The organism is Marinobacterium sp. xm-a-152 (assembly GCF_013282965.1).
In the GTDB taxonomy this organism is placed as follows: domain Bacteria; phylum Pseudomonadota; class Gammaproteobacteria; order Pseudomonadales; family Balneatricaceae; genus Marinobacterium_E.
In genome coordinates, this window is sequence record NZ_WBYI01000010.1 from 61214 (window position 1) to 80282 (window position 19069).

The following is a 19069-nucleotide window of genomic DNA, read 5'->3' on the forward strand; positions in this document are numbered from 1 at the left end:
GATGTCGATAGACTTAAATAGATTTATTATGCAGCGAACAGTCGTTATTACAGGTGGTGCTTCGGGGATAGGTTTGGCGATTGCTGAGCGTTTTGCTGAGTTGGGCTATAGGGTCTTTAACCTCGACATTAGCGAAGGCTCCGTTGGCGAGACGTTGATCTGCGATGTGACCGATCATCAATCAGTTAGTAATGCTGTGAATCATATTGCTGCTAAATACGGCATTGATGTGGTCGTATCCAATGCGGGGCGTCATCTATCAGCTAATATTGAACATACGACGGAAGCTGATTTCGTTTCGATGTTTGATCTGAACGTGAAGGGCGCTTTCTCCCTCGTTCAGGCTGCTGTGCCGCACATGAAAGAGCAGGGCGGTTCGATCATTTTTATCGGTTCAGATCAATCGTCAGTGGCTAAGTCGAACTCTTGTGCTTACAACATGACTAAGCACGCTCTGGCTTCACTCGCCAAAACCACTGCAATCGATTACGCCCAGTTTAATATTCGCTCCAATATTGTCTGCCCAGGTACGATCGAGACGCCGCTCTACACCAAAGCGGTCGAGGCGTATTGTGCTCGCTCGGGTTCAGATCTCAATGAAGTGCATCAGGCAGAGGCCAATGAGCAGCCTATCGGGCGCATTGGACAACCTAATGAGGTGGCCGAGATGGTAGCTTACTTGGCCAGTGATGAGGCGGGTTTTGTCACCGGTGCCATGCTGCCGATTGATGGTGGATACACCGCGCGCTAATGATCAACATTACCGATCCTCACCTGCATCTGTTTAATCTTGCTCAGGGTGAGTATGGCTGGCTTCAGCCTAATCAAGGGCCTAATTGGCCCGATAAATCAGCCTTGCTTCGCAATTTTACTGAGTCAGATTTACGTCTATCTGAACCTTTGCGCTTGGCTGGTTATACACACATTGAAGCAGGTTTTAGTAATGATCAATCTTGGCTTGAAATTGACTGGATTGAGTCTCAAACCAACCTCCCTGTTCGAACGATAGGGTGTGTAGATCTTTGTCGTTCACAGTCTGAGTTCAGAAACGCTATTTCAGAGCTAACCGAGCGCTCATCCATGGTGGGGGTGCGTCATATCTTTGATGATCAGTTAGATTTGATCATTAGCCACCCTAACACCCTGTCTAATCTTAAAATCCTAGAGTCGGCCGGACTGCTCTTTGAACTGCAATTTGATGCTACGGATGAAGTGGCTGTCGATAAGGTCGTAGTTCTTTTCAAACAGCTACCTAATCTGACGGTGGTTTTGAATCACCAAGGCTTTGGTTCAGCCGCGTTCTCTAGCGATCAAAAGCAGCATTGGCTTTCTGGTTTAACAAAGCTTGCTGAGCTGCCAAAACTGTACGTTAAGTGTTCAGGGTTCGAGATGTTGGATCGAGCATTTACGGCTGAGGCGCTTCAACAGACGGTGGAGCAGCTTGTGAGGCTATTTGGGCAGGGTAGGGTGATGATGGCATCTAATTATCCACTGATAACCCTCTCTATGAGCTATGAGGCTTATTGGTTGTTGGTTGTTGAATCTGTGCGTATATCGGGGTTGGATTTGGAGCGGTTGGTAGATCTCAATGCGCGTGAGATCTACCGTTTCTAGCTTCTGCCGGGATTATTTAACCTTCACGTTGGGTGAGCGGTAGACGATCTCATCATTTAGCTCAATTCCGATGCCTGGAAGATCCGGTACGCTGAACTTGCCGTTCACTGGCTGATAATCCTGAATACAGAGTTCGCGGTTCCAAGACTTGATCGCATAGGTGTGGTGCTCGTGAATAAGGAAGTTAGGAATCGCTGCTTCCAGTTGCAGTGACGCGGCGGTTGCTACGGGTCCACCACACACGTGGGCTTGAATGTGAATGTCGTAGACATCGGCGTAGTCACACACCTTCTTAGCTTCAGTGAAGCCGCCACAGAGGCCGACATCAGGTTGAAGCACGTCTATCGATTGGTCTTCAAAGTACTGACGCACATCCCAGCGGTGATATAGGCGCTCACCCCCTGCGATGGGCACGTTAACGCCCTCGGATACTTTTTTGTGCACTTTAGAGTTGAGGTAGTTCACCGGCTCTTCGTACATCATGCAGCCCACCTCTTCAATCACTTTACCCATCTGGATGGCCGATGCGGCACCCATTAAAGAGTGAGATTCGAAGATAATGTCGACCTCGTCACCGACTTCGTTGCGAATAGCACGCAGGCGATCTCCAAACAGCTTCATCTGCGCAGGTGTAAAGAGCTTGGTGCGGTCAAAGCTTGAATCACCGTTAGCATCGTAAACGATCGGATCGACTTTAACGGCATCATAGCCTTCTGCCATCGCCTTGGAGGCCGCACGGGCGTAATCAGCAGGGGTTAGCATCTTGGTGCAATCTTTATCCCAGTCGAACTGCAGTTGGCTGGCATAGGTGCGCAGGTTGTCATTGGTCTTACCGCCGAGAAGTTGGTAAACAGGCAGACCCAGTGCTTTACCTTTGATATCCCATAGTGCTGTGTCGATGGCACTCATCGCCGAATAGAGAACAGGGCCTCCGCCAAGTCCCCAGAAGCTCTCACGTAGCATGCGTGACCATAAAAGCTCTGTCTTAAACGGATCAAAGCCGATCAGCACCGCTTCGGCGATCTCTTTAATCATTGCGGCCGCTGCACTGTGTCCCCAGTCGTAGGCGAGGCCCGCTTCACCGAGGCCGTGAATGCCTTCATCGGTATGAATGCGGACAAAGACAGGGTTCCAGGGTGGACGCTCTGGACAGTGGATATCAAAAATCTCTACTTCGGTGATTTTCATTGCTTAAACTCTAATAATTATTGATCAAATTCTGGGTAAGCTTGTTTAACTTTTCGTAGCATCGCTGGCCAAGCTTTTTGGCCACCCGTTGTTCCGGTGTGTACGACATTGGCCTGGGCTTTGATGCCATCAATCACACTTTGTGGAACAGGAACAATATCAGTCGCGTTATGCTGCATTTTGACCTGCACTTCACAGGCCATAATCAGGTCGTACATGTGCATGAAAGCGTCGCCAATGGTTTTGCCCATGGTCAGCGCACCATGATTTCTCAACATGAAGAAGTTGGCAGTGCCAAGATCATCCTGAAGACGCTTGATCTCTTCTGGGTTTACCGCCAGACCTTCGTACTCGTGGTAGGCAATGCTGGCTAATGCAAAGGCTGAGTACTGACTTAATGGCAGTAGTCCCTCTTTGCGAGTCGCAACCGCAATCAGATCAGGGTGATGCAGGTGAAATGCGCACTGGTCTTCGTGGCGTGCGAGGTGCACCGCGCTGTGAATGGTAAAACCCGCAGGGTTAATGTCATACGGAAAGTCCGGATCGATTTTATTGCCATCAATGTCGATCTTGACCAGATTGGAAGCGGTTACCTCATCGAATCGTAGGCCGAACGGGTTGATCAGTAGCTCTTCGGTACCGGGGATACGTGCCGAGATGTGGGTATAGATAAGATCATCCCAACCATGCAGTACGACCAGTCGGTAGGCTGCAGCTAAATCGATGCGTGTTTGCCACTCGATATCAGATACTTTGCCCCGAAGATTGACCTTAGGAATGTTGTACATAGCGTTACTCAATGTAGAAATTGTTAGTCGAATCCTATCACAGGGCGGTCGCTGCAAGTACTGACATTCATCACAATTCGCTAAGGCGTTTGTTGGAAGATTTCCGATTTATGTCGCTTGTCTGATCAATCCTTGAACAAACTGATCATTGGGTGATCAAAAAAGAACTTTTTTTCACTTTTTTGTGAATTTTTTGTGGCTAATGGTTGACAGAAAAACTGAGGACGGTAACATCTGCGCCCATCCTAACGGAGGGATGGCTGAGTGGTCGAAAGCACCGGTCTTGAAAACCGACGAGTCGAGAGGCTCCCAGGGTTCGAATCCCTGTCCCTCCGCCATTAGGATGTCCAAGGTTTATTCCTCGATAGCTCAGTTGGTAGAGCAGTAGACTGTTAATCTATTGGTCGCTGGTTCGAGTCCAGCTCGAGGAGCCAAACCGAGATTTGGAGTGGGTCGTTAGCTCAGTTGGTAGAGCAGTTGACTTTTAATCAATTGGTCATAGGTTCGAATCCTATACGACCCACCATTCTCACAAATCTCACATTACCTGTTCAGGGTCGTTAGCTCAGTTGGTAGAGCAGTTGACTTTTAATCAATTGGTCATAGGTTCGAATCCTATACGACCCACCATTTCTTGCTACTCATATCGTATCGCCAATATCTCATACCAGAGAGTTCTTCCGTCTGGTGTATTGTGTTCTATCTCTTCGCCCAGTTGACGCTTTAGCAGTTTTCTTGAAAGTGGGGCATCAACGCTTATATAACCGAGCTTAGGGTTAATCTCATCGGCTCCGACAATTCGGTACTCAATCTCCTTATCCTCTTCATCAACCAGGGTTACCCAGGCACCAAAGAAGACGGTATCGCGTTGCTCTGGCAGATGCTCGACCACTTTAAAGTGATCCATACGTTTAGCGAGGTATCGAACGCGCCTATCGATCTCTCTGAGCTCTTTTTTACGATAGATGTACTCAGCATTCTCTGAGCGGTCTCCTTCAGCAGCGGCCTCTTTGAGAGCTTGTGTGACTTCGGGGCGCCTTACCTTCCACAGATGTTTTAGCTCTGCATTCAAGCGCTCATACCCCTCTTTGGTAATGTAGGGGGAGCTCTTCTCTGCAGGGGGACGCCAACGGCCCATTAGAGCCAGCCTTTGCGCTTAAGTAGGTAGACCAGTAAGCCGGTCGTACCCGATAGAGCCGCTAGGAAAATGAAAAACGCTGAACTGTTGTCAGCACCGGGTATACCACCAAGATTTACTCCGAGTAGACCGGTTAAAAATCCTAAGGGTAGAAAGAGTCCTGAGATGATGGCGAGAAGGTATAGACGCTCATTCAGTTGCTCTGACAGCTGGGCCATGATGCTATCTTGTGCCGCACCTGCGCGTTCTCGCAACATGTCTAGATCTTCTATATGACGAGTGAGGTGGTCATTCGTCTCAAACAGCGAGGCGCGATGATCGTCATTGAGAAGAGTGCTCTTAGAGGCTATCAATTGTGTCAGAGCCTCTTTTTGAGGGCCTAAATAACGTTTGAGTCGAGCGTTAGTCGTACGCATCTCTGCCAGCGGTTCACGCAGGCTCTTTGAGCCCTGCTGCTCCAGTTGCTCTTCAAGGGATTCAAGCCGCACATCTAACTCTTCTACTAAACGACCAATACGTTCTGTCAGACCGTCTGCCAACTCTGTGATCAGATCCGAGAGGGTGTGTGGACCTTTGCCCTGTTGGAGCTGTTCAACCAGTTGTGTCACAGATTGTAGGCGACGCTTGCGTGTCGTGATGAGATAATTCTGTTTAAGAAGAAGGCGTATAGAGACCATGTCTTCAGGGTCAGAATTGACGTTTAAGTTGACCCCTCGCAATGCGATGAGCAGTTCATCATCGAGTCTGGTTGTTCTTGGACGAACCTTATCAGCTAGAAGGGTATCGATCGCTGATTGCGATAGACCTGAGTGCTCCTCTAGCCAGGTGTGGCTCTCTTTTTCGGTGTAGTCCAAATGTATCCAAACTTCACCGTCAAGCTCACTCCGCTGAGAGATCTGTTCAGAATTCAGTGCAATAGCACCGCCCTGACCATCTAGCAAAAGAGCGTGGAGTAGTGCAGGTTGTTTTAGTTCGTATTCCATACAATTTTCTCCTCGACCCCCTGGTGGACTTTATACCACTCATCGGGCTCATCTCCCTCTTGCCAGCCGGAGGCGATACAGCGAGTTTGAGTCTCCATCTCTTTCGCGATTTGATGCGCACATTCGAGATCGGTTGCCCAGGGTGTCTCGCTGCTATCAAACCAAACAGAGCTCCACGCTTTACCGATGACGCGCTGTTGAATCAAAACGGGGATTTCAACATCGCCGATGAGGAGCTTAGATTTTATCGACTCTTTAGTGCTCTTATCGGTTGTCAGGGTGCCGAGTGTTTGGACCCACTCTAGGATCTGTTGGGCTGTGCGCTCTTTGACGTAGACCTCGATGTCGGGGTGGCGTTGCTCGCTCATCACTGTTCCTTAACGCGAATGACAGGGTATAGGGGTAATTTAGGCGCTTTTCTTGAAAACTGCGAGATGAATATCCACTTCGGTCGTGAATTGTTGATAATCAGCCAGCTGTTTTGCTGCGCGTTGGCCGTGGGGTGTCATCATAAATAGGTTATGCAGTGCGTCGCGTGAGGTGAGTTCAATCTCAAAATGAACACGTCGCTCATCAATGCGTTCGAACTGTGTACCTAAAGCGCTTTCGGGTGAAGAGTCGGTTTCTCGCACCTCGTCGTAGATCGCTTCGCGCAGTGAGTAGAGGTGGCGCTCGCCTGGATAGGCAATGATTAAGTGTCCATCCTCTTTCAGGGCGTTTGCGATAGGCTCGCCGAGTATGCGGCTGAATACGATGACAGCGAGATCTAAGCTGTGATTCTCTGTTGGGATGTTAGCTGATGATCCAACCACCCAGGTGATTGACTTCGAGCGTTTGCAGGCCGCTTTGATGGCGTGTTTGGAAATATCTAAGCCTAGAATCTCGGCCTGATCTAAGGTGTTTTGCAGTGCGAGGGTGTAGTAGCCTTCGCCGCAGCCTAAATCGATAACGCTTGGGTGGGTGTCAGTATATTGCCGAGCTAGTTCGTTCAAAGTGTCTGAGACTGGGGTGTAATAGCCGGCATTCAAGAAGTCACTTCGCGCAGCAATCATCTCGGGGTTGTCACCAGGATCCTTACTGCGTTTGTTTTGCACTAAAAGCAGGTTCCAGTAGCCTTGTTTGGCTCGATCAAAGCTGTGATTGTTATCACATCGGAGCGTTTTCTTTTGCTCGTTGAGTGATAGTCGCTCCTGACAGACAGGGCAGATCAGCTCCATGTTAGGCGTCAGTCAACAGGTTGATCATGACCTGTTCATAAATCTCGGAGAGGGTGTCTAGATCGGCGACAGAAACGTTTTCATCAATCTTATGAATGGTGGCATTAACAGGACCTAGCTCAACCACCTGTGCACCTGTCGGAGCGATAAAGCGACCGTCTGATGTACCACCGCTTGTTGACAGTTCGGTCTCTCGGCCTGTGACCGATCGAATGGCATCACGAGCCGCATCGACTAGATCACCGGCTGCCGTTAGGAAAGGCTGACCCGATAGGTTCCACTCAATCTCATACTCAACATTGTGCTTCTCTAGAATCGATTCAACACGCGTTCGCAGTTCAGTGTCAGTCACCTCGGTTGAGAAACGAAAATTAAACTTCACTTCGACTTCGCCAGGTACAACGTTGGTCGCACCGGTGCCTGCGTTGATATTAGAGACTTGAAAACTGGTGGGTGGGAAGAAGTCGTTGCCCTGATCCCACTCAGTTTGTGACAGTTCGGCTAATGCTGGCGCGAATTCGTGAATGGGGTTGCGCACCAGATGAGGGTAGGCGACATGGCCTTGAACCCCTTTCACTTTCAGGGTGGCGCCAAGCGATCCGCGACGACCGTTCTTGATGACATCGCCAACCAAGGTTGTGCTCGATGGCTCGCCCACAATTGCCCAGGTGATCTTCTCGTTGCGAGCTTCCAAGGTATCAATGACTCGCGTTGTGCCATTGACGTAGGGACCCTCTTCATCACTGGTGATCAGAAGAGCGATAGAGCCTTTATGATCCGGATGTTTAGCAACGAATCGATCCAGTGCCGTCATAAAGGCAGCGATACTGCCTTTCATATCAGCCGCGCCGCGCCCGTGCAGCTGACCATCAATGATGGTCGGTTCAAAGGGTGGAGTTTTCCAGCGCTCAATAGGGCCGGTTGGCACAACATCAGTGTGTCCTGCGAAACAGAGTACAGGACCCTCTTGGTTTCGACGTGCCCAGAAGTTGGTCACCTCTTCAAACGGCATATGATCGATAGTGAAGCCCAGCGCTTCAAGGCGCTCACACATCATTGCTTGGCAACCTGCGTCCTCTGGGGTAACAGAAGGGCGGCTGATTAGATCGCAAGCAAGTTCGAGAGTGGCGGAGCGCTGAGTCATCTTCTATCTACCTTTGTCTTTCAGGATTAGTTGTGAGCGTGTAGCTCTTCATTCAACTCAATTGCTGACTTGTTTGTTTTAACTTCGATACGGCCGTTTTGTGAGTTACGACGGAACAGTAGATCCGACTTGCCAGCCAGTTCAGACGCTTTAACCGTGGTTACTTCGTTGTTTTGGTCATCAAGAATGGTCACTTTCGAGCCGCCTGTTACATAGAGGCCCGCTTCCAGTGTGCAGCGATCCCCTAGTGGAATGCCTAGACCTGCATTGGCACCTAGCAGTGCGTTCTCACCAACAGAGATGATGACATTGTTGCCGCCAGAGAGAGTGCCCATAGTCGAACAACCACCGCCTAGGTCTGAGCCGTTTCCTACGACGACGCCGGCAGAGATACGACCTTCAACCATGCTGACACCCATAGTGCCTGCGTTGAAGTTGATGAAGCCTTCGTGCATAACAGTGGTGCCTTCACCTACGTGAGCACCTAGGCGGATTCGAGATGCGGCACCGATACGAACACCCGTTGGCACAACGTAGTTCGCCATCTGTGGGAACTTGTCGACTGAGTGAACGTGAAGCATGCGACCCTGTGCACGAGCGGCTAGCTGGCGCTTAGAGAGCTCATCGACCGCGATTGGACCTTCGTTCGTCCAGGCGATGTTCGGTAGCAGACCAAAGATACCGGTTAGGTTCTGGCCGTGAGGCTTAACGAGACGGTGCGAGATCAATGACAGCTTAAGGTAGACTTCAGCCGTGGTCGTTGGTGCATCGTCAGATTCAAGGATCGTCAAGATGACGGGCTGTGCGGTTCCTTCAAGAACCTCGACAATCTCGGCTTGATCTTCAGCGCCAACGCTCAAAAATGCAGCCTCTAGAGCTTTTAGCTGAGCGGCATCTACCTCGATCGCAGCGTTGCCACCGGTGTAACCCACGGCTTTACCTGCAGCATTAACCAGTGCTGAGTCTGCATTAAGCAGTGGTTGGTTGTAGTAGACCTCTAGCAAGTCGCCAGCCGCTGATTTAGTACCTACACCTAGGCCAAATGCAAAATTAGTCATCTCTATATCCTCGTGTTAAATCGTTAATGCCGATTGAGTATCAGGGGTAAAACCGACCTCAATCTGACCATTGAATTCAAAAATTGGGCGTTTGATCATGCTGGGCTGTTCGCTCATCAAACTGATCAATACAGGCTCATCTGTCATCGCTTTAGTGACATCGTCCAACTTGCGCCAGGTTGTACCGCGTTTGTTTAGGACAACCTCAATACCGGCCGCGTCAACCCACTGCTTAATCTGTTTAGCTGAGGGCGGGCTCTTTTTAAAGTCGATGAAGGTAAACTCCACACCCTGCTCAGTGAGCCACTTGCGCGCTTTTTTAACCGTGTCGCAGTTTGGAATGCCGTAAAGGTTCATAGCCATCCTTACAGCGACTCGATGTAACGGCGAATTCGCCAAGCCGCTTCGACACACTCTTCAACCGTTGCTACCAGTGCCATACGAACATAACCGGCACCAGGGTAGAGACCTGCATCGGTTTCACGCGATAGGTAACGACCGGGTAGTACTGTTAGGTTTTGTTGTTCAAACAGTCCTGCGGTAAAAGCGTCGTCATCGATCGGTGTTTTCGCCCAAAGGTAGAAGCTAGCATCCGGCATTTTGACATCCATAACCGGTGCAAGAATCTCAAGAACGGCCGCAAATTTCTGACGGTACTGTTCACGGTTATCTTGGACGTGAGTCTCATCATTCCAAGCAGCAATGGAGCCTTTCTGAACCTGAAGTGGCATCGCACATCCATGGTAGGTGCGGAACAACAGGAACGGCTTGATTAGAGCGGCATCACCGGCGATAAAACCTGAGCGAAGTCCAGGCAGGTTGGAACGTTTTGAGAGACTGTGGAATACGACACAATTTTTGTAATCGTGACGGCCAAGTTGCGCACAGACCTCTAGGAGACCTACGGGTGGGTTCGCTTCGTCAAAATAGATCTCGGAATAGCACTCATCAGAGGCTAGGATAAAGTTGAATTTATCCGCTAGCGCAATCAGCTTTTTGATGGTCTCTGCAGAGTGGACTGAACCGCTTGGGTTGTTGGGTGAACAGATAAATAGCAGCTCACAACGTTCCCAAATATCATCAGTGATCGAGTCGTAATCTGGAATAAACCCATTTTCAGCCAAAGTGGGTAGGAAGTAAGGCTCTGCTCCCGCTAGGTAAGCGGCACCTTCATAGATCTGGTAGAAAGGATCCGGTGATAGTACCAAAGCCCCTGGTTTGCGATCGACTGCACACTGTGTGAAAGCAAAGATCGCTTCACGAGTACCCATTACCGGTAGCACGTTCTGCTCTCCAGTTAGGCTATCGCTTTTAAGTTTGAAGCGTCGTGTGGCCCAAGCGGCAATCGTATCGCGAAGCTCGGCACTGCCTTTGGTCGTTGGGTAGTTTGCAACAAGATCGACGGTTTCGTTTAACACCTTAGTCACACACTCAGGGGCAGGGTGTTTCGGTTCACCGATGCCCAATGAGATGTGCTCAATCTCTTGAGGTGGTTTTAGACCGCCCAATAGCTTTGCCAGTTTTTCAAAAGGATAAGGCTGTAGTAACGAAAGATCTCGATTCATAAACAGTGTCTCAAGCGACCAAGCGCTCTAGTCATTAAAAATGGGTGCGACAGTATAACGTAAGGCGGCGATCCAATAAATGGATCGCCGCCTTAGAACACAGGTCGTAATTTGCTTTAAGGTGTATCGACCGAGTAAGAGCTGATCGGTTTCATTCCTAGCTTCTCCCGACCCCCTTCGATCAGTGTCAGCAGGGATGGAACCACAACCAGTATTAACAAGGTGCCATAACCTAATCCAAATACGATGGCAGCCGCCATTGGGATCAAGAACTGAGCTTGAATGGAGGTTTCAAATAGGATGGGTGTCAGGCCGCCAATGGTTGTTAGTGATGTTAGCAGCACGGCACGCAGGCGCTGGCAGGAGGCTTCAATAGCCGCCTCTTTAATCGCCATACCCTGTTCACGTAACTTCTTGTAGAACGTCACCAAGACGATTGAGTCATTGATCACGATCCCGGAAAGACCGAAGAAGCCAAACAGTGACAGGATGGTCAGATCCAGTCCTAACACCCAGTGTCCCAATAGGGCGCCGGTTAATCCAAGCGGAATGGTCAGCATGATCGTGATTGGCCAGCTGTAGGAACCAAATACCCAAGCCAGAATCACGTAGATCAGCACCAATGCAATGACTAGGCCGGTTTTCATATCACCCAGGGTTTCGCGTTGATCACGGTTTTTACCCTCAAAGCTCGAATCAACTCCATACTTACCAAGGATCTCAGGCATCACCTTCTGTTGCAGGTCAGCGATGATCTCATTGGCATTGTTGGCGCTCTCATCAAGGTCAGCCGATACGTTGATCGACAGAAGACCATCGATACGTTGAAGTGAATCGAAACCCTGACGTGCGGTGAAGTTGACGACGTTGGATACCGGTGTCACTCGGCCATCCGGTAACACGATCGGTAGCTGACTGAGCGAGCTTAGTTGATTCTTCTGCTCATCGAGCATCTGAACGCGCACACTGATCTCATCACGGCCCTCAAAGTAGCTCTGTACCTCTTGGCCATCAAAGGCAGCTCTTAACTGACGTCCAACCTGCTCAAGTCTTAAACCTGCCGCTTCACCAGCCGGAGTCAGGGTGTAGATTAGCTGAGAAGTACCAAACGGGAGGTCATCATCGATATTACTGAGCCCGTTATAAACCTTCAGCTTCTCTTGGAGCTCAAGTGAGGCTTGTTTCAACAGGTTGATATTGCTGCCGGTGAGTTGAACTTCAACCGGTTTACCTGGAGGGCCACCTCGATCGACATCGATCGATAAGCGCTCTAGGCCGGCAGGTTGCTCAATGTTTTTGCGCAGAGCTCTTGTAAAGGCTTTAGTCGAGACCTCTCGGTTGTCTCCCGGCGTCAGCTCAACCTGTATCGACCCATAAATATCACCGCGTTTAGGCGACGCATTACGTGATGGTTGGGAGATGTTTTGGCGAATAAGTGCAAACTTAAGAATGCCACCACCCAGCTCTTCATCTGTTTTGTGAAGTTGATCTTCGATGTAGAAGAGAAACTCACTGACCTGATCACCACTGGTGCCAGAGACAAACTGCGTGTTGATCGAGAAGGTGTCTTGATCGGTACTTGGGAAAAAGGTGAATTGAATTCGACCACCGACAAGCAGGCCCACAGCAAAGATCAGTACACCGACACCGGTTGCAATGGATGCCCAACGATAGTTGATTGCCGTTTCAACGAAACGTCTGAAGATGCGGTCTCGGAAGTAGTTAAACCCGTTATCGAGCTTGATTCGGATTTTCGATGGGTGGGCGGCATCCCCTCGTGCTAATGAGTGGTGGAGGTGACCTGGCAACACCAAAAAGCTCTCAACCAGCGAGGCGATAATGACGCAGATAATCACCAGCGGGATATCAAACAGAATGTTGCCAATGATACCGCCGATCATCATCAGTGGCAGAAAGGCCGCGATGGTGGTCATCGATGAGGCGGTCACAGGGGCGAGCATTCGAAGCGCGCCACCAACAGCAGCACGTCGAGAGCTCTCTCCCATCTGAGCATGTGCGAGGGTATCCTCACCAACGACAATCGCATCATCGACAATGATGCCCAGAGCCATGATCAGTGCAAACAGCGAAATCATATTGATCGAGCCGCCTACTAGGTAGAGCACCGCTAAGGTCGCCATGAATGAGGTTGGAATACCAATAGTCACCCAGAACGCGACACGGCCGTTTAGGAAGAGGAATAGAATCAAGACAACTAGAACTAAGCCGCTAGCACCGTTTTCGATAAGAAGGTCGATACGGTCTTTGATCAGTGTCCACTGCTCATTGTAGGTCAGTAGTTCAACGCCTTCTGGCAGAGTAGGGAGGGTCTCTTCCAGCCAAGAGTTAAACAGATTGGCCGTCTTTAAGCTGTTCTCTGATTCCGTTCGTTTCAGGCTCAGAACTATCGCTGGGTTGCCTTCATGGTAGAGGCGTACTTGATCCTCTTTGTCGCGCTGCTCGATCAGCGCGATATCGCCAAGGCGAACCAGTTTGCCTTGGCCTGCAGTGATCAGAGGTAGCTCTTCAAAGCCGGTAACATCGCGTTGTTGGCCTAAACTGCGAATTCTTCGAGCGCCATCATCCTGTGCTGCAACGCCAGCAGGTAGGTCAACTGAGCGTTGGCGAATTAATCCCGAAATATCGCTCAGCGTAAGGCCTAGTTGATTAAGGTTGTCTGGACTGAACTGGATAGCAATCTCTTGCTCAGGCATGCCGGTAAAATCGATTTTACGAATGCCACGCTGAAGAAGTTGCTGCTCGTAGGTGCGCGCGAGAGTTCTTAGCTCTTCAAGAGAGGCGCGATCACTGGTGACGATAAGATCAGCAATGTTGTCGTATCGCGTCAGTAGCTGTACAACAGCGTCTTCTGCATCAGAGGGCAGTGCTGAACGTGCAGCATCCATCTTCTGCTTTGCCTCTGACAGGGTGTAATCTACATCGGTACCATCTTCAATCTCTAGACGAAAAACGGCGCTGCCATCACGTGAAATGGCCGAGAGTTTTTTGATCCCCTCAAGTGCACGAAGCTCCTCCTCTACAGGAACCACGATAGAGGTCTGCACATCCTCAGCACTGGCACCGCTCCAGGGAACGGTTATGTTGATGATATCGAGCTCAAAGGTTGGAAAGAACTGGATGTTAAGACGGTTAAGGCCCAATAGACCGGCCGCTAACATCAATATCATTAACAGGTTTGCCGCAACCCGGTGGGTCGTAAATAGGCTGACAAACCCTTTTAGACCGGTTGCCTGACTCACTGTTTCACCTCAACCAACATGCCGCTGACCGCGTTGGGTAGCTGGGTTGTAATGATCTTATCACCGGCGTTGAGCTGATCGCTCTTGATCAAAATCTCACGCTTCTCATCTGAGTTAGTTCGATAACCTAGATGGTTGACTTTAACCGCTTCGAGTCGAGAGTCGGTGACACGATAGATGCGATCCGTGCCGTAAAGCGCCACTGGCGGCAGTGCGATGACATCATTCAGCTCTGGTAGCGTCAGTGCAACGCTGATGGTGCGACCAGGCTCGGGTAGGTAGTCAGAATCGACAAAACGGAACAGGCCATCCACACCGGTCGAGCCAGTCGCGACTTCGGCACTGAGACGATCAAGTTCAAGTTCGAACTGCTGACCATCAATCTTTGCGACCGCCTCAAGGTCAGCGAGTGACGATTGGCTCTTGATAAGTGCTAGTGCACGGCTAGGTAGTTGAGCACGAACTTCAAGATCTGAGTTCGGGTAAACAGAGGCAAGCGCATCATTGGCTCTTAGGCGGTCACCGACGGCAATTGAAATTTTGGTTGCACGACCATCGAAAGGTGCTTTTACGAAAGCACGTTCACGATCAAGTAGTGATTTATCTAATTGAGCCTGTGACTGGGCAATCGATGCTTTGAGCTGCGCAACGCGGTTGGGGTGGTCCGCCAAAGACTGCTTGCGAGATACAAGGCTCAATTGACGCTGCTGGGTGTTCATCTCAGCGGTATCGAGTTGCTCTTGGCTGGCGAGTTTTTTACCTGATAGGTTAAGCTGGCGCTGTTGAGAGCGTTGAGCAATCACTAGCATCTCTTCTTCAATGGCCAAGGCCTTTTTATCGGTTTCAAAACGAAGCAGTTCTGCAGACAGTTGTGCTTTTAGAGCATCGATTTGGGCACGCTGCTGAGCGATTTGAAGATCGATGTCGCGGGTATCGAGTTGAATCAGTAGATCACCCTGTTTAATCGTTGCCCCTTCACGCACTTCAACCGATTGAACATCGGCAGCAATCGAGGCGCGCAGAACCACTTGGCGGGGGTTTTCAACTTCAGCATAGAGCTCAATCTCTGGCGCGATCGATTGAGGTGACGCGGCAATTGCATTAACGCTCCAAGATCGTTCCGTGATCGGTTTGGGTGGCATTTTGGGTTTGCTTGATTTTAACGAGATGAATCCAGCAATAGCGATGCCAAGAATGATGATTGGTAGAAGCCATTTCAGTAACCGTTTCACGGAGGCTTTTCTCCCTACGAAGTTAAATTAAATTGTCAGTAAGTATACCGCTTGAGATCTACGTTCGCACAGCGAAACTGGACCGTTTCAATGAGATCAGGCAAGATTTTACAAAACTTTACCCAGCGTTTGAGATTTCATGGAATTAAAATCGACTACCTATCATTTGGACGGTGACGGCTATCGTGTCGCTTATTGGCAGAGTGGTTCTCCTTTGGCAAAAAAAGTGTTGTTTTGTGTTCACGGACTGTTAGGCCGTAGTCGTGATTTTGATGAGTTGATCGAAGCGCTAAGGGATGATTTTCTTTGTATTGCTATTGATCTGCCTGGACGTGGTCAGAGTGATTGGTTGAAACAACCTGAGCAGTACAGTCCAGAGAGCTATCTGCCGGCTATCAGTGCGGTGTTGAACGCTGTAGATAACCGGCCTGTCCATTGGGTGGGTACCTCCCTTGGTGGGATTCTGGCTATGGCTGCCGCAAGCCTGAAGCTAGCCAATATTGAAAAACTTGTTCTGAACGACGTGGGTTGTCACATACCCAAAGCGTCTCTGCAGCGCATTGCAGCCTACGTTAAAGATCCTCTGTTTACCGATCAACAGGCGCTTATTGATCACATCAAACGCACTTACCCCAGTTTTCGCGATTTATCCGAAGTGCAATGGCAGCGAGTGGCTCAATATGGTTCACGACAGGCTGATGATGGCCTGCATCTTCACTATGACCCAGCCATTGCCACTAACGTTCGCTTGGGTTCTAACGAAGACGTTGATCTTATGCCATTATGGCAAGTGATAGAGTGCCCGCAGATGCTGATTCACGGCACCGCATCTGACTTGCTGACGCAAGAGATTGTGGATGCAATGCTTGAACACAAGCCCGATTTGGAGTTGTTGCAGTTACAGGGTCTTGGACACGCGCCGCCTCTAATGACGCCCTTTGAGGTCCAAGCAATTACAGAGTTTCTTAAAAGGAGTGATGCCTGATGGGCAGCATAGTGACCTGGCCTAAACATAGGCTGCCTGGTTCCCCAGAGATGAGAGCGAAGGCGCTTGATGCGGTCACTCGAGCATTTGCGCCGACCGTCGAGTCTTTAGATGTCGATCTTGGTTTGAATGAGCTGTTTGAGCAGATCTACGTGCCCGTTGCTTGCTCTATATTGGATCGACTAATGCCGGGTTCCCCTTTGGTTGTCGGAATTAATGGTGCACAAGGGGCGGGAAAAGCGACACTTTATAACCTCCTAGAGGTGATTCTCACCGAGGGTTTTGGGTTAAAGGTGACGGGTTTTTCGATTGATGATCTCTATCTGACGCGTGCTGAGAGGGACGCGTTGGCACAGTCCGTTCACCCTCTTTTAAAGACACGTGGAGTGCCTGGTACCCATGATGTCGATTTGGGTATAGAGCTATTAAATCGACTCAAGCACGCGGGGCCAGACGACCTTACTCGGATCCCAATTTTTGATAAATCGACCGATGAGCGTGTGCCAGAACAGATGTGGCATGAATGGCATGGTTCAGCGGATGTCATTATTTTTGATGGATGGTGTGTCGGTGGTATCGCCGAGCCTGAAGAGTCGCTCGCTGCACCTGTTAATGAGCTTGAGACCCTCGAAGACCCTGAGGGTATCTGGCGACATTATGTCAATCAACAGCTGGCAACCTCTTATCAAGAGCTGTTCAGCTTTTTAGATATGCTCGTCATGCTCAAAGTGCCCAACATGCAGGCGGTGTACGATTGGCGTACGGTCCAAGAGCAGAAACTCAAAGATCGAGCCTCATTGCTGTATGACGAAATAGCTCCTGCAGACCCATTGCGGATTATGGATGGCACTGAGATTACACGTTTCATAGCGCACTATGAGCGATTGACGCGTTGGATGCTCGATGAGATTCCAACACGAGCGGACATTACGTTAGCGCTGAATGCCAACCACAAGATTGAGAAGATTATACTGCCTTAAATGGGCAGAAAGGGAGCTGTAGCGACGCTTAGCACAATTCGATTGATGGTTCGGTCCGTCGTCTGCGCAACAATCTCAGCGAGCATATCCTGAGTGGCAATCATCTTCCCGAAGAGTCGCTCGTAGCTGAGGTTGATGACTCCCTCATTCATGCTGTCAGTCAGAATGAACAGTTCGCCACTCGATGTTTTGAAGTTGTGCAGTTGCCAAGCGATCTTCTCTAAATTACGTGCTGAGTTATATAGCTTTTGCGAATCGATTTCGTTGAGCATAAAGAACTCTTCACGGTAGTTGTATGAGGCGTGAACCATACCTGTGATAGCCACCATTAGAGCGAAGACTCGGTCCCCTTGATACTCCTCATCAAAAGCCAGTTTGAGCGCATCAACTCCGTAGAGGTTATTTAGTTCTCGATGACTGATGGGCCTTGGGTAACTTAAAAGCTGTTTCAGGCGCGTCTCAACGGTTGTACCAGCGGCCGCTTTTTTGAGTTCGCGCGGGTTGCGTTTGTAGAGTTTGATGGTGAGTTCACGACTCATCGCGTTGATCGTCTTAATGTGTTGATCAACGATCATATCGACGTCAGACTTGGCGAGATTCTGCAGGCGAAGCTCTTTGTTTTGAACACCGACACAGCCGCTAAGAGCGAGTGCCATGATGAGCGTCACTATTTGTGCAGTTCTAGCCATTTGAGCTGGGATCCTGATCAGATAATGTTTAGAGTATAACGCTCGAAAATCTGAATGATAGGAGTTTCGATGTCGACAACCCAATTAAGTGATGTGCGTCGTGAATACCTCGTGGCAGGTCTTCATGAAGATAATTTAGTCAGAGATCCGATTCAGCAGTTTGATGCATGGATGCAGGATGCATTGGCTGTGGATCCTAAAGATGCTACCTCTATGACTCTGGCGACCTCTGATCAGTCGGGGATGCCCAGTGCGCGTATTGTTCTGTTAAAAGAGTTTAGTTCAGAAGGGTTTACCTGGTTTACTAACTATTCGAGTGAGAAAGGGGAGCAGTTAGCGGCCAATCCGCAAGCAGAACTTCTTTTCTACTGGCCGATGTTAGAGCGTCAAGTTCGCGTTCGCGGACAGGTTGAAAAGATCGATCGCATTGAGAGTGAAACCTACTTCCACTCTCGCCCAGTGGGTAGCCAGAGAAGTGCTGCTGTGTCTCATCAAAGTCAGCCAGTCGAATCTCGAGCTGTGCTTGAACAAGCGGTCAATCAGCTGTCAGATATGACTGAGGTTCCGTGTCCCGATAACTGGGGCGGTTATCGACTTGTACCGACCCGTTTTGAGTTTTGGCAAGGGCGTGAAAGTCGCCTGCACGACCGTTTTCGTTTTGAACCATCAGACACAGGTTGGGTCGTTACCCGCCTGCAACCTTAAGGATTTTGGATAATGAATATTTGTAAAGATGCTTACGTCACCTTTCACTACGCCATTGTAAGTGATGAGAGTGAGGTAAAAGATGGTTCGAGAAATGATGAACCGCTCACCTACGTCCATGGTTACAAGATGCTGGTGCCGGGTCTTGAGCAGGCGCTAGACGGGCGATCGGCTGGTGATCATTTTCAGGTTCTTGTAGAAGCGGGTCGCGGCTATGGCGAACGTGATGAGGAGCTGTTCGATGTACTTCCTCGTGAGGCCTTTGCTGATATGCCAGGTTTGCAAAAAGGGATGTTGGTTCAGCTAGAGGATGAAGATGGCGAGCCGCGCTTGGGTCGAGTTGCAGAGATCGATATCCGCGAGGTGAAGGTTGATCTTAACCACCCATTTGCAGGGCAGGATTTAAACTTTGATGTTGAGGTGATTGATGTCCGCATGGCCACTGAAGAGGAGCTAGCCGAGTTAGCCGAGTAATATTGCTATTGGCTATAAAACAGACCCTGTTAAATCCGAATGTTCTTGA

The 19069-nt window shown here is 49.7% G+C and carries 19 protein-coding genes and 4 tRNA genes; 10 read left to right on the plus strand and 13 right to left on the minus strand.

All coding sequences use genetic code 11. From position 1 onward, the window contains the following. Window positions 1–28: 28 nt before the first annotated feature. A complete protein-coding gene (locus XMA152_RS10270) occupies window positions 29–751 on the plus strand; it encodes an SDR family NAD(P)-dependent oxidoreductase (RefSeq protein ID WP_173483538.1) in 723 nt (240 codons plus the stop codon). Further along, a complete protein-coding gene (locus tag XMA152_RS10275) occupies window positions 751–1614 on the plus strand; it encodes an amidohydrolase (protein WP_173483539.1) in 864 nt (287 codons plus the stop codon). The genes XMA152_RS10270 and XMA152_RS10275 overlap by 1 nt, the downstream gene beginning before the upstream one ends. 12 nt (window positions 1615–1626) lie before the next feature. On the opposite strand, the gene XMA152_RS10280 is transcribed toward XMA152_RS10275, so the two are convergent. After that, window positions 1627–2802, minus strand: a complete 1176-nt coding sequence (locus tag XMA152_RS10280) for a mandelate racemase/muconate lactonizing enzyme family protein (RefSeq protein WP_173483540.1) — start codon at window positions 2800–2802, stop codon at window positions 1627–1629. A gap of 17 nt (window positions 2803–2819) precedes the next feature. Next, window positions 2820–3590 (minus strand): class II aldolase/adducin family protein, encoded by a 771-nt coding sequence (locus tag XMA152_RS10285; protein WP_173483541.1) that lies wholly within the window; start codon window positions 3588–3590, stop codon window positions 2820–2822. Window positions 3591–3840: 250 nt separating this feature from the next. On the opposite strand from XMA152_RS10285, the gene XMA152_RS10290 reads away from it, so the two are divergent. From XMA152_RS10290 to XMA152_RS10305, 4 genes are all read left to right on the plus strand, one after another. Then, window positions 3841–3928 (plus strand) — tRNA-Ser (locus tag XMA152_RS10290). A gap of 20 nt (window positions 3929–3948) precedes the next feature. Beyond that, window positions 3949–4024: transfer RNA gene (locus XMA152_RS10295), tRNA-Asn, on the plus strand. Between the two features lie 16 nt (window positions 4025–4040). Further along, window positions 4041–4116: transfer RNA gene (locus tag XMA152_RS10300), tRNA-Lys, on the plus strand. Between the two features lie 28 nt (window positions 4117–4144). After that, window positions 4145–4220 (plus strand) — tRNA-Lys (locus tag XMA152_RS10305). A 7-nt stretch (window positions 4221–4227) separates the two neighbouring features. On the opposite strand, the gene greB is transcribed toward XMA152_RS10305, so the two are convergent. From greB to XMA152_RS10355, 10 genes are all read right to left on the minus strand, one after another. Beyond that, window positions 4228–4728, minus strand: coding sequence for a transcription elongation factor GreB (gene greB, locus XMA152_RS10310; RefSeq protein ID WP_173483542.1), 501 nt, complete (start codon window positions 4726–4728; stop codon window positions 4228–4230). Next, window positions 4728–5711, minus strand: coding sequence for a zinc transporter ZntB (locus XMA152_RS10315; protein ID WP_173483543.1), 984 nt, complete (start codon window positions 5709–5711; stop codon window positions 4728–4730). Before XMA152_RS10315 ends, greB begins: the two co-directional genes overlap by 1 nt. Next, window positions 5696–6079 (minus strand): hypothetical protein, encoded by a 384-nt coding sequence (locus XMA152_RS10320; RefSeq protein ID WP_173480657.1) that lies wholly within the window; start codon window positions 6077–6079, stop codon window positions 5696–5698. The genes XMA152_RS10315 and XMA152_RS10320 overlap by 16 nt, the downstream gene beginning before the upstream one ends. 39 nt (window positions 6080–6118) lie before the next feature. Continuing rightward, complete coding sequence (locus XMA152_RS10325) at window positions 6119–6928, minus strand: putative RNA methyltransferase (RefSeq protein WP_371813301.1); 810 nt, start codon at window positions 6926–6928, stop codon at window positions 6119–6121. A 1-nt stretch (window position 6929) separates the two neighbouring features. Continuing rightward, window positions 6930–8072 carry a succinyl-diaminopimelate desuccinylase gene (gene dapE / locus XMA152_RS10330; protein ID WP_173480659.1) on the minus strand — a complete coding sequence of 381 codons (1143 nt, stop codon included), beginning with the start codon at window positions 8070–8072 and terminating at the stop codon, window positions 6930–6932. A gap of 26 nt (window positions 8073–8098) precedes the next feature. After that, window positions 8099–9130 (minus strand): 2,3,4,5-tetrahydropyridine-2,6-dicarboxylate N-succinyltransferase, encoded by a 1032-nt coding sequence (gene dapD / locus XMA152_RS10335; protein WP_173480660.1) that lies wholly within the window; start codon window positions 9128–9130, stop codon window positions 8099–8101. Window positions 9131–9145: 15 nt separating this feature from the next. Continuing rightward, window positions 9146–9487, minus strand: a complete 342-nt coding sequence (locus XMA152_RS10340; protein ID WP_217364033.1) for an arsenate reductase — start codon at window positions 9485–9487, stop codon at window positions 9146–9148. An 8-nt stretch (window positions 9488–9495) separates the two neighbouring features. Beyond that, complete coding sequence (gene dapC / locus XMA152_RS10345) at window positions 9496–10695, minus strand: succinyldiaminopimelate transaminase (protein WP_173483546.1); 1200 nt, start codon at window positions 10693–10695, stop codon at window positions 9496–9498. Window positions 10696–10811: 116 nt separating this feature from the next. Further along, window positions 10812–13955: an efflux RND transporter permease subunit gene (locus XMA152_RS10350; RefSeq protein ID WP_173483547.1), complete on the minus strand. Its 3144-nt coding sequence runs from the start codon at window positions 13953–13955 to the stop codon at window positions 10812–10814. Continuing rightward, window positions 13952–15187 (minus strand): biotin/lipoyl-binding protein, encoded by a 1236-nt coding sequence (locus XMA152_RS10355; protein WP_173483548.1) that lies wholly within the window; start codon window positions 15185–15187, stop codon window positions 13952–13954. The genes XMA152_RS10350 and XMA152_RS10355 overlap by 4 nt, the downstream gene beginning before the upstream one ends. Window positions 15188–15326: 139 nt before the next feature. Between XMA152_RS10355 and XMA152_RS10360 the strand changes: the two genes are divergently transcribed. Both XMA152_RS10360 and XMA152_RS10365 read left to right on the plus strand, forming a co-directional pair. Further along, the gene (locus tag XMA152_RS10360) at window positions 15327–16172 is read left to right on the plus strand and encodes an alpha/beta fold hydrolase (RefSeq protein WP_173483549.1); all 846 of its coding nucleotides are present in this window, start codon (window positions 15327–15329) and stop codon (window positions 16170–16172) included. Next, a complete protein-coding gene (locus XMA152_RS10365) occupies window positions 16172–17152 on the plus strand; it encodes a hypothetical protein (protein ID WP_173483550.1) in 981 nt (326 codons plus the stop codon). Before XMA152_RS10360 ends, XMA152_RS10365 begins: the two co-directional genes overlap by 1 nt. Here the strand turns inward: XMA152_RS10365 and XMA152_RS10370 are convergent. After that, window positions 17149–17841, minus strand: a complete 693-nt coding sequence (locus XMA152_RS10370; RefSeq protein ID WP_173483551.1) for a hypothetical protein — start codon at window positions 17839–17841, stop codon at window positions 17149–17151. The genes XMA152_RS10365 and XMA152_RS10370 overlap by 4 nt on opposite strands. Window positions 17842–17910: 69 nt before the next feature. On the opposite strand from XMA152_RS10370, the gene pdxH reads away from it, so the two are divergent. Both pdxH and XMA152_RS10380 read left to right on the plus strand, forming a co-directional pair. Continuing rightward, entirely contained in the window at window positions 17911–18546 is a 636-nt protein-coding gene (gene pdxH, locus XMA152_RS10375; RefSeq protein ID WP_173483552.1) for a pyridoxamine 5'-phosphate oxidase, read from the plus strand. A 12-nt stretch (window positions 18547–18558) separates the two neighbouring features. Then, on the plus strand, window positions 18559–19020 hold the full coding sequence (locus tag XMA152_RS10380) for a peptidylprolyl isomerase (protein WP_173480669.1): 462 nt from the start codon (window positions 18559–18561) through the stop codon (window positions 19018–19020). Window positions 19021–19069 lie beyond the last annotated feature (49 nt).